At 68.2% G+C, this 15,087-nt stretch carries 15 protein-coding genes; 11 read left to right on the top strand and 4 right to left on the bottom strand.

Annotated features, from left to right (window positions below; translation table 11 throughout):
• The first annotated feature begins 37 nt into the window (after positions 1-37).
• The gene (locus ABL840_RS33090; RefSeq protein WP_093206673.1) at positions 38-919 is read left to right on the top strand and encodes a cytochrome c oxidase subunit 3; all 882 of its coding nucleotides are present in this window, start codon (positions 38-40) and stop codon (positions 917-919) included.
• Between the two features lie 77 nt (positions 920-996).
• Here the strand turns inward: ABL840_RS33090 and ABL840_RS33085 are convergent, their stop codons facing one another.
• Entirely contained in the window at positions 997-1,227 is a 231-nt protein-coding gene (locus ABL840_RS33085) for a twin transmembrane helix small protein (RefSeq protein ID WP_093206674.1), read from the bottom strand.
• Between the two features lie 27 nt (positions 1,228-1,254).
• Here ABL840_RS33085 and ABL840_RS33080 point away from each other — a divergent pair, with 27 nt between their 5' ends.
• The 6 genes from ABL840_RS33080 to ABL840_RS33055 are packed head-to-tail and all read left to right on the top strand — an operon-like array spanning position 1,255 to position 6,407.
• A complete protein-coding gene (locus ABL840_RS33080; RefSeq protein WP_093304244.1) occupies positions 1,255-2,124 on the top strand; it encodes an SURF1 family protein in 870 nt (289 codons plus the stop codon).
• Positions 2,111-2,791: an SCO family protein gene (locus ABL840_RS33075; RefSeq protein WP_093304242.1), complete on the top strand. Its 681-nt coding sequence runs from the start codon at positions 2,111-2,113 to the stop codon at positions 2,789-2,791. Before ABL840_RS33080 ends, ABL840_RS33075 begins: the two co-directional genes overlap by 14 nt.
• A gap of 18 nt (positions 2,792-2,809) precedes the next feature.
• Positions 2,810-4,036 carry a COX15/CtaA family protein gene (locus tag ABL840_RS33070; RefSeq protein WP_093304240.1) on the top strand — a complete coding sequence of 409 codons (1,227 nt, stop codon included), beginning with the start codon at positions 2,810-2,812 and terminating at the stop codon, positions 4,034-4,036.
• Complete coding sequence (cyoE, locus tag ABL840_RS33065) at positions 4,033-4,938, top strand: heme o synthase (protein WP_093206678.1); 906 nt, start codon at positions 4,033-4,035, stop codon at positions 4,936-4,938. The genes ABL840_RS33070 and cyoE overlap by 4 nt, the downstream gene beginning before the upstream one ends.
• Before the next feature lie 10 nt (positions 4,939-4,948).
• Positions 4,949-5,566, top strand: coding sequence for an SCO family protein (locus tag ABL840_RS33060; protein ID WP_093304238.1), 618 nt, complete (start codon positions 4,949-4,951; stop codon positions 5,564-5,566).
• 16 nt (positions 5,567-5,582) lie between these two features.
• Entirely contained in the window at positions 5,583-6,407 is an 825-nt protein-coding gene (locus ABL840_RS33055; RefSeq protein ID WP_093304236.1) for a DNA alkylation repair protein, read from the top strand.
• 48 nt (positions 6,408-6,455) lie between these two features.
• Here the strand turns inward: ABL840_RS33055 and rpoH are convergent, their stop codons facing one another.
• Both rpoH and ABL840_RS33045 read right to left on the bottom strand, forming a co-directional pair.
• The gene (gene rpoH, locus ABL840_RS33050) at positions 6,456-7,397 is read right to left on the bottom strand and encodes an RNA polymerase sigma factor RpoH (protein WP_093206681.1); all 942 of its coding nucleotides are present in this window, start codon (positions 7,395-7,397) and stop codon (positions 6,456-6,458) included.
• A 98-nt stretch (positions 7,398-7,495) separates the two neighbouring features.
• Entirely contained in the window at positions 7,496-7,960 is a 465-nt protein-coding gene (locus tag ABL840_RS33045) for a DUF962 domain-containing protein (RefSeq protein WP_093304234.1), read from the bottom strand.
• A gap of 185 nt (positions 7,961-8,145) precedes the next feature.
• Here ABL840_RS33045 and ABL840_RS33040 point away from each other — a divergent pair, with 185 nt between their 5' ends.
• Positions 8,146-8,877: a response regulator transcription factor gene (locus ABL840_RS33040; protein WP_093304232.1), complete on the top strand. Its 732-nt coding sequence runs from the start codon at positions 8,146-8,148 to the stop codon at positions 8,875-8,877.
• Entirely contained in the window at positions 8,874-10,670 is a 1,797-nt protein-coding gene (locus ABL840_RS33035) for an ATP-binding protein (protein WP_418116093.1), read from the top strand. Before ABL840_RS33040 ends, ABL840_RS33035 begins: the two co-directional genes overlap by 4 nt.
• 229 nt (positions 10,671-10,899) lie before the next feature.
• Here the strand turns inward: ABL840_RS33035 and ftsY are convergent, their stop codons facing one another.
• Complete coding sequence (ftsY, locus tag ABL840_RS33030) at positions 10,900-12,156, bottom strand: signal recognition particle-docking protein FtsY (protein ID WP_093304228.1); 1,257 nt, start codon at positions 12,154-12,156, stop codon at positions 10,900-10,902.
• A gap of 29 nt (positions 12,157-12,185) precedes the next feature.
• Between ftsY and ABL840_RS33025 the strand changes: the two genes are divergently transcribed.
• A complete protein-coding gene (locus tag ABL840_RS33025) occupies positions 12,186-13,637 on the top strand; it encodes a M16 family metallopeptidase (RefSeq protein ID WP_371287212.1) in 1,452 nt (483 codons plus the stop codon).
• 14 nt (positions 13,638-13,651) lie between these two features.
• On the top strand, positions 13,652-15,031 hold the full coding sequence (locus ABL840_RS33020; RefSeq protein ID WP_093304226.1) for a M16 family metallopeptidase: 1,380 nt from the start codon (positions 13,652-13,654) through the stop codon (positions 15,029-15,031).
• Positions 15,032-15,087 lie beyond the last annotated feature (56 nt).

Genomic DNA, 15,087 nt, shown 5'->3' with positions numbered 1-15,087 from the left:
TGAATCGAGAGAAGAAAGAAAGCCAGGAGCTGAAGAAATGAGTTCAACCACCCACGGAACCACGCCCTACTACTTCGTGCCCGGACCTTCGTCCTATCCGGTCTCGGCCGCGATCGGCCTGTTCTTCGTGATCCTGGGTGCCGCGCAATGGATCAACGGGCATGCGTGGGGCGCCTGGTCGCTGCTGGCCGGCATGGTGATCTGGCTCGCCACGCTGTTCGTATGGTTCCGCGCCGCCATCGGCGAGAGCGAAAGCGGGCAGTACGGCCACAAGGTGGACCTCTCGTTCCGCTGGAGCATGAGCTGGTTCATCTTCTCCGAAGTGATGTTCTTCGGCGCGTTCTTCACCGCCCTGTGGTGGGCCCGCACCCACGCGCTGCCCGCGCTGGGTAGCCTCGACAACGCGCTGCTGTGGCCCGACTTCAAGGCCGTGTGGCCCAGCGTCGCTCCCGGCGCCACCGCTTCGCCGGCCGGCATCGTCGAGCCCTTCCAGACCGTCGGCCCGTTCTGGCTGCCCACGATCAACACCGCGCTGCTGCTGAGCTCGGGCGTGACGCTGACCATCGCCCACCACGCGCTGCGCGCCGGCCATCGCGCGCAGACCATCCGCTTCATGTGGCTCACCGTGCTGCTCGGCCTGATCTTCCTGGGCGTGCAGGGCTACGAGTACCACCACCTGTACACCGAACTGAACCTCAAGCTCAGCTCGGGCACCTACGGCTCCACCTTCTTCATGCTGACGGGCTTCCACGGCCTGCACGTGTTCATCGGCATGCTGATGCTGCTGTTCATCACGCTGCGCCTGCGCAAGGGCCACTTCACGCCCGAGCGCCACTTCGGCTTCGAGGGTGCGGCCTGGTACTGGCACTTCGTGGACGTGGTCTGGCTCGGTCTCTACCTGCTGGTCTATTGGCTTTGAGCGAAGGACCTCTCGGCATTCCAGAAAAAAGGCGCCGGAAGGCGCCTTTTTCTTGGTTCTCCTGGAACGAGCACCACCTACTTGCCGAGCGGCAGTCCGGTGGGCTGGATGTATCCGAACTTCCAGGCGAGCAGCATGCAGAGGAACAAAAACACCGACAGGCCGATCCGAACGGTGAGCGCGCGCGCCATGCCGCCGCTCTTGGCACGCCCGTTGCGCCCGTCCTTCAGCATGAAGTAGAGGGCAAACGCGAGGCTTGCGAAGATGCCCACGAACACCAGGGCAACGAAGTATTTCATGACCCGCATTATCGGCCGCACGCCCCGTTCCCTCCAGTGACCCCCGAACCCCTGTATCCCGAGAAGCGCCTCCGGCGAGGCCGCTTCTGGGTGTTGACCATCGCCGCCGCGCTGACCGTGTCGGCCACCATTTCGCTTGGCCGCTGGCAGCTTTCTCGCGCCGCGCAGAAAGAAGCACTGCAGGCCAGCATCGACGCCGAGAAGCTGAAGCCGCCGCTGACCCAGGCGGAGTTCCTTGCGCTCGGCAAGGCTTCCGACGCCATGCACCGCTCGGTGCGCCTGCGCGGCCTGTGGCTCACGCCGCAGACCGTGTACCTCGACAACCGCCAGATGCACGGCGTGCCGGGCTTCTACGTGCTGACGCCCTTCGCCCTCGAAGGCACCGAGCAGACGGTGATGGTGCAGCGCGGCTGGATCCAGCGCAATTTCGTCGATCGCACGAAGCTGGGAGCGGTCGAGACGCCGGCCGGCATCGTCGAGGTCACGGGCCTGATCGAGCCGCCGCCGAGCCATCTGCTGGAGCTGGGCTCCGCCGCCGCGCCGGCGCCCGCGCCAGCGCCAGCGGCCTCCGCGCCTGCTGAAGCCGCTTCCGCTCCCGCAGCCCCGGCTGCTGCGGCACCGGTCGCCGAAGGGTATTCGCCCATCCGGCAGAATCTCGACCTCGAGGCCTTCCGTGCCGAGACCAAGCTGCCATTGCGCACCGACGTGTCGCTGCAGCAGGGCGGGCCGGCTTCCGAGGGCCTGCAGCGCGACTGGCCGGCGCCGGCGCTGGGCCTCGAGAGGCACTACGGTTACGCATTCCAGTGGTTCGGCCTGTCGGCCCTCGTCGTCATCCTCTATGTCTGGTTCCAATTCATCACGCCCCTCCGCCGCGCAAGGCGCCGCGCACGCGATGGCCGCTTCTGACGAGCCGCTGGGCCTGACGGTGCACTCGATGCCGTCGCCCAACCAGGCGCTCGACGGCGCGGAGGGCCGGCGCACGGTCATCGGGCGCTGGAAGATGATCGCGGTGATGCTGATGTGCGCCTCGCCGGTCATCGCCTCGTACTTCACCTACTACGTGATCCGGCCCGAAGGCCGCAGCGTCTATGGCGAGCTGATCGATCCGCAGCGCGAGCTGCCGAAGCTCGTCGCCGCCGATCGCAGCGGCGCGCCGGTCGACTTCTCCACGCTCAAGGGCCAGTGGCTGCTGGTGACGGTGGCCGATGCCGCATGCGACGCGCTGTGCGAGCAGCAGCTCTACCTGGCTCGGCAGCTGCGCGAAAGCCTCGGCCGCGAAAAGGATCGCATGGACCGCGTCTGGCTCGTGAGCGACGCCGCTCCCGTGCCCGAACGCCTGAACAACGGCCTGCACGGCGCGACCGTGCTGCGCGTGCCCGCCGAGCAGCTGGCGAAGTGGCTCGCGCCCGCGCAGGGCCACTCGCTGGCCGAGCACCTGTACGTGGTCGATCCGATGGGCAACTGGATGATGCGCTTCCCCGCCCGCATGGACGCCGCCGGCGCCAGCCGCGCCAAGCGCGACCTCGACCGCCTGCTGCGCGCCTCGGCGTCGTGGGACGAACCGGGCCGCTGACCGCACGGCAGACGCAGCATGGACACGACGAGCTCTCTCTACGATCTGACGCCAATCGCCTGGCTCATGGCGGTCGGCGTGCTGATCGCGCTCGGCCCGCTGGTGTGGGTCTGGCGCCGCAATGCGGGCAGCGGCCCCGCACGGCGGCTGCATGCGCTGACGGTGCTCACGCTGTTCCTCACCTTCGACCTCACGCTGTTCGGCGCCTTCACGCGGCTCACCGATTCGGGCCTCGGTTGCCCCGACTGGCCCGGCTGCTACGGCAACGCCAGCCCGCACGGCGCGCGCCACGAGATCGCGATGGCGCAGTCCGCGCAGCCGACCGGCCCCGTCACGCACAGCAAGGCGTGGGTCGAGATGGTTCACCGCTATCTGGCCACCGGCGTTGGCGTGCTGATCCTCACGCTCGCGGGCGCGACCTGGATCGTGCGCCGTCGCCAGCGCCGCGCGCCGCCAGCGGAAGGTGAGCACCACGCCACGCTCAGCGCGTGGTGGCCAGCCTTCACCTTGTTCTGGGTCTGCCTGCAGGGCGCTTTCGGCATGCTCACGGTGACCTGGAAGCTGTTCCCCGCGATCGTCACGCTGCACCTGCTCGGCGCCGTGGTGCTGCTGGCGCTGCTCTGCATCCAGGCCGTGCACTACAGGCAGGCGGCTGCGCAGCGGCTGCCCACGCCCGTATCGCCCGCGCTGCGCAATGGCCTCATCGCGACGACCGCACTGCTCGTGCTGCAGATCGCGCTGGGCGGCTGGGTCAGCACCAACTATGCGGTGCTGGCCTGCACGCAGTTCCCGACCTGCCAGGACAGCTGGTGGCCGCCCATGAACTTCGTGCAGGGCTTCGAGATCTGGCGCCACCTTGGCGTGACCGGCGAAGGCCAGCCGCTCGATTTTTCCGCGCTCACCGCGATCCACTATGCACACCGGCTGATGGCCTACGCGGTGTTCGTCGCGCTGGGCGTGCTGGCGTGGCGCATGCGCCGCATCGAGGCGCTGCGCCCGCAGGCGCGATGGCTCGCGGGCCTGGCGCTGCTCCAGCTGGCCACCGGCCTGGGCAACGTGCTGCTCGGCTGGCCGCTGGCCGCGGCCGTGCTTCACACCGGCGGCGCCGCGGCGCTCGCCGTGGTGCTCACCTGGGCGCTGTGCGAGAGCCGGCGCGTCCCGGCGGCGCAGATCGCGCGCGCCAGTGACAATGCGGCTGGTCAGAACAACAACAGTCAAAGAAATCAAAGAAAGGCCGCTGCGTGAGCACCCCGATCCCCGTTCAGCAAACAGGCAACGCCAACGTGCTGCGCCAGTTCTACGCGCTGACCAAGCCGCGCGTGGTGCAGCTGATCGTGTTCTGCGCTCTGATCGGCATGGTGCTGGCCGTTCCGGGCCTGCCTTCGTGGGCCGAAGTGAAGCTCGCGGCGGTGGCCTGCGTCGGCATCTGGCTGGTGGCCGGCGCGGCCGCGGCGTTCAACTGCCTCGTCGAGAAGGGCATCGACGCGAAGATGAAGCGCACCGCCTGGCGCCCCACGGCGCGCGGCGAGCTCAGCGACAGGCAGACCCTGGTTTTCTCCGCGCTGCTGTGCGCGGCTGGCTCGGCGCTGCTGTGGTTCATGGTCAACCCGCTCACCATGTGGCTGACCTTCGCCACCTTCGTCGGCTATGCGGTGATCTACACCGTGATCCTCAAGCCGCTCACGCCGCAGAACATCGTGATCGGCGGCGCCTCGGGCGCGATGCCGCCGGTGCTGGGCTGGGCCGCGATGACGGGCGAGGTGGGGCCGGAGGCGCTGATTCTCTTCCTCATCATCTTCCTGTGGACTCCGCCGCACTTCTGGGCGCTGGCGCTCTACCGCGTCGAGGACTACCGCAAGGCGGGGCTGCCGATGCTGCCCGTCACGCACGGCAACGAGTTCACGCGGCTGCAGGTGCTGCTCTATACCTTCATCCTGTTCGCGGCCTGCCTGATGCCCTTCATCTACGGCATGAGCGGCTGGCTGTACCTCGCGGTGGCCGTGGCGGTGAGCGTCGGCTTCACGGGCTATGCCTTCGCGCTGTGGCGCAGCTACTCCGACACGCTGGCGCGCAAGACCTTCCGCTTCTCGCTGATCCACCTGAGCGTGCTGTTCCTCGCGCTTCTGGTCGATCACTACATTCACTGACTTCGTTTCCATGAACAAGCGCAACGCTCTTCGACTGATGGCTGCCGGCGCCGGCTGGGTGGGCGTTGGCGCCACCCTCGGCCTGGGCCTCTCGGCCTGCAGCGAGACCAAGCAGAGCTTCAATGCCGTCGACATCACCGGTGCCGACTACGCCAAGGACTTCTCGCTGAAGGACGCGGACGGCAAGGTCCGCACCATGGCCGACTTCAAGGGCAAGCTGGTCGTGCTGTTCTTCGGCTACGCGCAGTGCCCGGACGTCTGCCCGACCACCATGACAGAGATGGCTCAAGTGAAGCAGCAGCTCGGCAAGGACGCCGACAAACTGCAGGTGCTGTTCGTCACGGTCGACCCCGCGCGGGACACGGCCGAGGTGCTCAAGGCCTACATGGGCGCGTTCGATCCGAGCTTCGTCGCGCTGATCCCCACGGCAGACGAGCTGGTCGCGGTCGCGAAGGACTACAAGGTCTATTACAAGAAGGTCGACGGCAAGACGCCGACCAGCTATTCGATGGACCACTCGGCCGCCAGCTACGTCTACGACACGCAGGGCAGGCTGCGGCTCTACGCGCGCTACGGCGCGGGCGTGGCGCCGATGGTGTCCGACCTGAAGACGCTGCTGGCTTCCTGAGAAGGGTCGCCACCAGATGGCCGTCGCAGACCAGCTCGGGCACCTGAAAGGACGCAAGGGCGCCTTCCGCATCGCGCTGATTCCGCCAGAGGTGCTTGATGCCCTCAACGACGGGCTGCTCGAAACCGTCAATCTCAATGAATTCCTGGCGCTCGAATTGCCCCGGCTGGCGCGCAGCGTGGCCGGGCACATCGGGCTCGACGCCGAAAGCGAGCGGCTGGCCGACACCATCGCGATGCTCGGCGCCTTCAAGCCGATGCAGCGGCACGGGCACATCGCGCGCGCCCTCTACGACCTGACGGCGCTGCACGGCGAACGCGATGCCGTCGCCCATCGGCTGGCCACGCACGCCAGTGACGTGGCGCGATGCTGGGCGGCGCAATGGGTCACGCTCTCGGGCCTGCCGCTGGCGGCGCAACTGGAGGCGGTGCGGCGCTTTGCCGCCGACCCGCATTTCGGCGTGCGCGAGATCGCGTGGATGGCCGTGCGCGACGCAGTGATCGGGTCGCTCGACGAGTCGATCATGCTGCTGCAGCCCTGGGTGCTCGATGCCGATCCCAACATCCGCCGCTTCGCCAGCGAACTCACGCGCCCGCGCGGCGTGTGGTGCGCGCAGATCGAGGCGCTCAAGACCGAGCCCTGGCGCGCGCTGCCGCTGATCGAGCCGCTGCGCGCGGATACCAGCCGCTACGTGCAGAACTCGGTCGCGAACTGGCTCAACGACGCGAGCAAGAGCCAGCCCGAATGGGTCGACAAGCTCTGCGCGCGGTGGGTGGCGGAGTCGGACACGGCCGAAACCCGCTACATCGCGAAGCGGGCGCTGCGAACGCTCTCCAAATGAAAAAGCCCGGCAGTGCCGGGCTTTGTTCCTGATGGGCGACGGACGGGCTTATGCGTAGTCCGCGAGCGCCTTCTTCATCTTCTTCATGGCGGCCACTTCGATCTGGCGGATGCGTTCGGCGCTCACGCCGTAAACCGCGGCCAGGTCGTGCAGCGTCATGCCGCCCGAGCCGTCGTCGTTGACCTTGAGCCAGCGCTCTTCCACGATGCGGCGGCTGCGGTCGTCCAGCGCCTCGAGCGCGGTCGCGATGCCGTCGCTCGACAGGCGGTCGCGCTGCTGCGATTCGAGCAGGGCGGTGGGTTCCTGCGAGGCGTCGGCCAGGTAGGCGATCGGGCCGAAGGCTTCGTCGCCGTCGTCCGTCGGGCCCGGGTCGAGCATGATGTCGCCGCCGGACAGGCGGGTTTCCATCTCGAGCACTTCCTCGGGCTTGACGTTGAGGCGGGTCGCCATCTGCGACACCTCGTCGGGGCTCAGCGTATCGCGGTGCGTGCCGGTATCGGCAGCGGCCGAGTCGGCCTTGAAGCCCTGCTTCATCGAGCGCAGGTTGAAGAACAGCTTGCGCTGGGCCTTGGTCGTCGCGACCTTGACCATGCGCCAGTTCTTCAGGATGTACTCGTGAATCTCGGCCTTGATCCAGTGCATGGCGTAGCTCACGAGCCGCACGCCCTGGTCGGGGTCGAAGCGCTTCACGGCCTTCATGAGACCGACGTTGCCTTCCTGGATCAGGTCGCCGTGCGGCAGCCCGTAGCCCAGGTACTGGCGGGAAATGGAGACCACGAGGCGCAGGTGCGACAGCACGAGGGCGCCGGCGGCTTCGAGATCGTTGTGGTCGCGCAGCTTGCGCGCGTAGCCCTGCTCTTCTTCGAGCGTGAGCATCGGCAGGCGGTTGGCGGCCGAAATGTAGGCGTCCAGGTTGCCCAGCGGGGGAACCATCGACCACGGGTTGGCGACGGCCAGCTGGTTGGCAGAGACTCCAGACAGCGTTGTCATCAGGGGGAACTCCTTTGTGTTGGCCATATTAGCACTCGGTTAGAGGGAGTGCTAATCCAAGGGTTCCCTTGAATTTCTATCGCTGGAATAGCCAGGGGCTACCAGCGGATGCCCAGTCTTAGGAAGAGCTTGGACAAGACGAACAGGGGACCGACCCAGAGATATTGAATGTCTTCGAAGAAGGAAGGCTTCTTGCCCTCGATCTTGTGGCCCACGAACTGGAAGATCCAGGCCACTACAAAGATAGCGGCGGAAACCGGCAATACAAGTCCTCCCATCGCGTGCACCAGCACCAGGGCCAGCGCGGTCAGGACGAGCATGGCCACCAGGAAGGCCGGGGCGCGCAGCAGCACGTAGTAGACGAGGCTGGCGGCCACGAAGACATAAGCCACCCAGGGATGGATCGCGAACAGCAGCCCGACGATGCTCAGCATGATGGCCGGGATGGCCACGAAGTGGATCAGCTCGTTGGTCGGATTGCGGTGGCTTTCCTCGTAGTGGGCGAGCAGGCGGTCGACCTTGCGGTCGCTCGATTCCAGAGGGGCGGCGGCGGTGTGCGTCATGGCAAGTCTCCGTGGGCGCCGTGCGATGCGGCGAGACTTTCGATGGTGCCGACAGAGAAGCCCGATGGCAAGCGCGGATGCCATGTGAAATTGCTATCAAATAAGTAGCATAAAGCACTACAACCACGGAGGCTGGCGTGACTTTCTACACTGTCACCGGAAGGTTACATCGCTAAGATCGGCGAGTGCCTCCCTTCGACTCCTCACCCGCACCCCTGTCCCCGGCCGCGGAGACCGGCACGGCCGCCCGCACGCCCCGGGCGATCCTCGTCGTGGACGACCACGACCTGCTGCGCCTGGGCGTCTGCGCGCTGGTCCAGGCCCAGGCGAGCCCGTCCGGTGCGAGCATCGAGGTCTTCGAGGCCAGCAACGTTGCCGACGCGCTCAGGCTGTACGAGGCCCATCAGGCGTCCATCGGCCTGGTGCTGCTCGACCTGGCGCTGCCCGACACGCACGGCCTGAGCGGCCTGGCCGAGTTCCGGATGCGCTTTCCCGACGCGCGGATCGTCGTGCTCTCCGGCACCGGCAACAGCACTCTGGCGCAGGGCGTGCTCGCGCTCGGCGCAGCCGCCTTCCTGCCGAAGTCGGCCGACCTGAAGGAAGTCGTGAGCTTCATCCGCGCCTGCGGCCTGCTCGACGGCGGCGCCGACGCGTCGTCGCAGCAGCAACAGGCCGCGCCGTCCCAGCCCGTGCCCAGGGCGCTCACCGGGTATGCCGAATTCGCCCACGCCAGCGCCTGGCAGGAACTCACGCCGCGGCAGATGCAGGTGCTGCAGTGGGTGCTCGAGGGCAAGGCCAACAAGGAAATCGCCCAGCTCGCGAACCTGAGCGAAGGCACGGTGAAGAACCATGTCTCGACCATCCTGCTGCTGTTCGGCATGCGTTCGCGCGCCCAGTTGATCAGCACCCTGCATTGAGCGTGCAGTCCGCCGCGCCGAGCACCCCCGTCGCCGACCACGAACTCGGCCAGCGGGTGCTGCGCGAGCACGTCGCCTCGGTCTACAGCACCTATGGAGTCTCGACGCTGACGCACATGGCCTTCGTGGTCGTGTTCGGCAGCATCATCTATTCGCAGCTGAAGGATCCGAGCCTGCTGTTCTGGCTGGCCGGCCTGCTGATGGCCGACATCTACGTGTTCTTCACGCCGCGCTGGAATCCGTCGAGGCCCGTGCGGGAGAGCGCCTACTGGGCGCGAAAGATCTCGCGCATGGTCACGCTGGTGAGCATGGTCACGGCGGTGGTGCCCTGGCTCATCGTGCCGCACAACAACCTGCCGATGACCTCGCTGCTGATGGCGGTGATCGTCGGCAGCTGCGCGCGGGCGGCGCAGTCGCTCTGGCCGCTGAAGCCGGCGCTCTTCGGCTACACCATGCCGATGTCGCTGGGCATGATCACCGCGCTGGCGTGGCAGGGCGACGGCCTGCACCTGTTCCTGGCGGCGGCCGGCGCGGCCTACCTCCTGCTGACGCTGTACGCGGGCATCGGGCAGCACAAGCTGCTGACCGAGTCGCTGATGCTGCGCTTCGAGAACGAGGCGCTCGCCGCGCGCCTCGGCGAGCAGATCGCCGCCACCGAGCGCGCGAGCGAGGAAAAGACCCGTTTTCTCGGCACCGCCAGCCACGACCTGCGCCAGCCGCTGCATGCCATCGCGCTCTTCGGCGCCGCGCTCGAGAACGAACTGCGCGACCGTCCCGAGGGCCGCAACGCCGAACGCCTGATGCGCGCGGTGAACGCGCTGGGCGCCTCGCTCGACACCATGCTCGACGTCTCGCGCCTGGACGCCGGCGTGATCACGCCGGAGCCCCGCGCGGTGCAGCTCGATGCGCTGTTCCTGCCGCTGAACCACACCTTCGCGGCGCGCGCCGAGCACAAGCAGCTGCAGCTGCGCGTGCGCGCCAGCGGCCTGTGGGTGCACAGCGACCCGCAATTGCTGCACCGCATGCTGTCGAACCTGATGGACAACGCGCTGAAGTACACGATGCGCGGCGGTGTGACGGTCACGGCGCGCGAGCGCGGCGAAACGGTGTGGATCGAGGTGCGCGACACCGGCATCGGCATCGCGGCCGAGCAGTCGGGGCGAATCTTCGAGGAGTTCTATCAGATCAACAATCCGGGCCGCGATCGCTCGCGGGGCCTGGGCATCGGGCTGTCGATCGTGCAGCGGCTGTCCCGGCTGCTGGGGCACCCGGTGCAGATGCACTCACGGCCAGGGCGGGGCACGCATTTCCGCGTGGTGGTGCCCGTCGCGAGCGCTCCGGCCGGCGCCAGGGCCGGAGCGCTCGCCACGGCCTCCCTGATCGAAGAGCGCGGCGCCTCCGCGCTGGCGTTGCCCGGGCGCGTGCTGCTGCTCGACGACGAGCTGGAAATCCGCGAGGCCATGACCGGTCTGCTGCGCTCCCATGCCATCGACGCCCATGCCGTGGCGGACGAGGCCGGCGCCGCGGCCGCGCTGCGCCTGGCGGCCCGCGAGGGGCGGCCCTTCGATCTGCTGCTTTGCGACTACCGGCTCGCCGACGGCGCCGACGGGCTCGATGCCGGCCTGCGGCTCAGCCAGGCCGAGGGGGTGACGACGCCGCTGCTGCTCATCACCGGCGAGACCTCGCCCGACCGGCTGCAGCGCGTGCGCGAATCGCGGGTGCCGGTGCTGTTCAAGCCGGTCGTGGCCGACCTGCTGCTGCAGGCGATGGCCGAGGTCGCGGTTGCCAGATGAAGGCAAAGGCGGCCGCAGGCATCGAGCCTGATTTTGAATTCATTTGTATTCGTTTTGTCGCCAGATGCAGCGAATAGACGCCACAGTCATCGAAACCCATGACTTTCGACACTGGCAGCTACCGGCCCTGTGCCCTATCTTCAAGGCATCGCGTTTCTCGCGAACGGAGTAGGTAGGGGAGAGAGAAAGTGAGCGGCCCCGGCGCAAGCCGGGGCCGTTTTTTTCTTTCTTATCCGAGCAGTGCCTGCGCGAATTCGCGGGCGTTGAAGGTTTCCAGGTCTTCCAGCTTTTCGCCCACGCCGATGAAATAGACCGGAATCGGCCTTTCCCGCGCGATGGCGCACAGCACGCCGCCCTTGGCCGTGCCGTCGAGCTTGGTCACGACCAGGCCCGTGAGGCCCAGCGTCTCGTCGAAGGCCTTGACCTGCGCCAGGGCGTTCTGGCCGGTGTTGCCGTCGATCACCAGCAGCACCTCGTGCGGCGCGGTGCCGTCGGCCTTGGTGACGACGCGCTTGATCTTCTTCAGCTCGTCCATCAGGTGCAGCTGCGTCGGCAGGCGGCCGGCCGTGTCGACCAGCACCACGTCCTTGCCGCGCGCCTTGCCGGCGTTCACCGCGTCGAAGCTCACGGCCGACGGGTCGCCGCCTTCCTGGCTCACGATCTCCACGGTGTTGCGGTCGGCCCAGACCAGCAGCTGCTCGCGCGCCGCCGCGCGGAAGGTGTCGGCCGCGGCCAGCAGCACCGAGGCGCCTTCGTCGGCCAGGTGCTTGGTGAGCTTGCCGATGGAGGTGGTCTTGCCCGCGCCGTTGACGCCGGCCACCATGATCACGGTGGGCGTGAACTGGCCGATGACCAGCGGCTTCTCGAGCGGGCGTAGCAGGTCGGCCACCGTCTCGGCCAGCAGGGCCTTGACTTGCGAGGCGTCGGTGGCCATCTGGCGCTTGACCCGGCCGCGCAGGTCGTCGAGCAGGTATTCGGTCGCCTTCACGCCGGTGTCGGCCATCAGCAGGGCGGATTCGAGTTCTTCGTACAGTGCCTCGTCGATCTTCGCGTTGACGAACACGGCCTGGATGCCGGTGCCGGTCTTGCGCAGGCCGGTCTTGAGCTTGTCGAACCAGCCCTTGCGCTCGGTGGCGATGACGGGTTCGGCAATCGGAGCGACGACCGGCGCTGGCGCCGGAACGGGGGCGGCAACCGGGGGAGCGGAAACAGGGACTGGAGCGGGCGATGCAACCGGTGCGGGGGCCGGCGCAGGAGCTGGCGAAGGCACTGGCGCCGGTGCCGGTGCTGCAACGGGTGCGAGAGCGGGTGCGGGTGGCGGGGCAGGCGTTTCTTCCACCGTCGGCTTCGAGCCGAACCAGCTCGAAGGCGAGAACACCGAGCGCGCCGGCGCGGGCTCCGGGGCAGGCGCCGCCGGGGCCGGCGGGGTGGACGCCGGCGCATCGGGGGTTTCGGCAGGCGGTTTTTTCTTGAAGAAACTGAACATCGGGAGCTTTTTACAATCCGAGCCATTCTATGAAACACCTCCCGCCACGCCGTGCTGCGTCTGGTGCGGTGCTGGCGATGGCGCTTCTGGCGCCGTGGGCCATGCCTGTCCAGGCCCAGTCCACACCGGCTTCCAGCCCGTCTTCCGCCGCCGCAGCCGCGGCGCCTGGCCCCCAGCAATTCACGCTCGCCAACGGCATGACGCTGATCGTGCAGCCCGACCGGCGCTCGCCGACGGCGGTTCAGATGGTCTGGGTGCGCGTCGGTTCCATCGACGAGGTCGACGGCACCTCCGGCGTGGCGCATGCGCTCGAACACATGATGTTCAAGGGCACCAAGGACATCAAGCCCGGTGAGTTCTCGCGCCGCGTGGCCGCCCTCGGCGGCCAGGAAAACGCCTTCACCACCCGCGACTACACCGGCTACTACCAGCAGATCCCGGTCGGCAGCCTCGAACAGGTGATGAAGCTCGAATCGGACCGTTTCGCCAACAACCAGTGGCCCGACGACGAGTTCAAGCGCGAGATCGAGGTGGTCAAGGAAGAGCGCCGCCTGCGCACCGAAGACCAGCCGCGCGCCCTGCTCGGCGAGCAGCAGAACGCCGCCGTGTTCACAGCTTCTCCCTATCACCGCCCCGTGGTCGGCTGGATGAGCGACCTCGACGCCATGACGCCCGAGGACGCACGCGCCTTCTTCAAGCGCTGGTACGTGCCGGCCAACGCTGTGCTCGTGGTGGCCGGCGACGTCGACGTGGCCCAGGTGCGCGCCATGGCCGAGAAGTACTACGGCCGCATCCCCTCGCGCGCGGTGCCCGAGCGCAAGCCGCGCACCGAGCCGGCCCAGCGCGGCATCCGACGCCTCGAGCTGAAGGCGCCCGCCGAGCAGGCCTATGTGTCGCTGGCCTATCGCGTGCCGCAGCTCGCCAATATCGACGACGTGAACAGCGACGCCTGGGCGCTGGTGGTGCTTTCCGCAGTGCTCGACGGCTACGCCGGTGCCCGGCTTGACCGCGCGCTGACCCAGGGGCCCGACCGCGTCGCCGATTCGGCCGGTGCCTATTCAGGCTTCGTCGGTCGCGGCCCACAGCTCTTCGTGCTCGACGGCGTTCCGGCCGCGGGCAAGAGCGCCGAGGTGGTGGAAGCCGCCCTGCGTGCGCAAGTGGCGCGCATCGCCAAGGACGGCGTGGGCGAAGCCGAACTGGCACGCGTCAAGACCCAGTGGGTGGCGAGCGAAACCTACAAGCGCGACTCGGTGATGGCGCAGGCGCGCGAACTCGGCAGCAACTGGATCCAGGGCCTGCCGCTCGACGCCAGCGAGCGCATCGTCGCGCGGCTGCAATCCGTCACGGCCGCGCAGGTGCAGGCCGTGGCCGCCAAGTACTTCGGTGACGACCAGCTCACCGTCGCGACGCTGCGTCCGCTGCCGCCCGAAGCCAAGCCTCGTGGCCGCGGCTTTGCCGCGCCCGCCGGCGAAATGCGCTGAAAGGGCCCGATTCCATGACGAAGACTCTCATCAAGAAGATCGCGCGCCGCGCCCTGTTCGCGGGCGCGGCCGCCATCGCGGGCATCACCGGCGCGCAGGCCGCGCTGCCCATCCAGCACTGGACGCTGGCCAGCGGCGCAAAGATCTACCTGGTGTCGACCAACGCGCTGCCGATCGTCGACGTGCAGATCGATTTCGACGCCGGCAGCCGCCGCGACCCCACCGCGCAGGCCGGCCTGGCCAGCACCACTGCCACCATGGTCGAGAAGGGCGTGCGCGCCGGCAGGAACGGCGAGCCCGCGCTCGACCAGAATGCGCTGGGCGAAGCCTGGGCCGACCTGGGCGCCAGCTTCGACGCGAGCGCCGGCACCGACCGCACCAGCTATTCGCTGCGCTCGCTGTCCGATCCGGCGCTGCTCAACAAGGCGGTGGCGCTGGCGGCGCGCGAGATCGGCGAGCCGTCCTTCCCCGACGATGTGTGGCAGCGCGAGCGCGAGCGCATCAACGCGGCCATCAAGGAAGCCAACACCAAGCCCGCCACCATTGCCGGCCGCACATTCGCGGCCGACGTCTACGGCGTGCATCCCTACGGCCAGGAAGTGACGGAGGAGACGCTCGCGCGCATCGACACCGCCGCCATGCGCCAGCGCTACCAGCAGCTCATCGTGCCGTGCCGCGCCAAGCTCAGCATCGTCGGTGCCGTCACGCGCGCCGAGGCCGAGACCATCGCCACCACGCTGCTGTCGCGCCTGCCCGGCCCCGAGGCCTGCACGCCGCTGCCGCCCATCGCGCCGGTGGCCGCGCTGACCGGGCCGAAGGACGAGCGCATCGCCTTCGACTCGGCGCAGGCCCACGTCCTCATCGGCCAGCCCGGCTACCCGCGCAAGGACCCGGACCACTTCGCGCTCACGCTGGGCAACTACGTGCTGGGCGGCGGCGGTTTCGTCTCGCGCCTGATGAACGAGGTGCGCGAGAAGCGCGGCCTCACCTACAGCATCTACAGCGGCTTCGCGCCGGGGCTCGAGGCGGGCGCGTTCCGCGTCGGCTTCCAGACCCGGCCCGACCAGGCCGAGGAGGCCGTCAAGGTGTCGCGCGAGGTGCTCGCGAAGTTCGTGGCCGAAGGCCCCACCGCCAGCGAGCTGAAGGCCGCCAAGGACAACCTGATCGGCGGCTTCCCGCTGCTGCTGGACAGCAACCGCAAGCTGATCGGCAACGTCGCCAACATCGCCTGGCACGACCTGCCGCTGGACTACCTCGACACCTGGACCGCGCGCATGAACGCGGTCACGGCCGCCGACATCAAGGCTGCTTTCCAGCGCAAGCTGCAGCCCGAGCGGATGGTGACGGTGGTGGTGGGCGCCAAGGACGCGAAAACCGCCAAGGCGCAGCAGTAGCCTGCCCCTCTCCCGGCACCTGCGGCAGGCTCCTTCGTGGGCACCGCGGAACCGGC

This window comes from Variovorax sp. NFACC27 (assembly GCF_048301545.1).
In the GTDB taxonomy this organism is placed as follows: Bacteria; Pseudomonadota; Gammaproteobacteria; order Burkholderiales; family Burkholderiaceae_C; genus Variovorax; species Variovorax gossypii.
The sequence above is the reverse complement of the archived record's forward strand: the minus strand, read 5'-3'. Positions and strand labels throughout refer to the sequence as shown.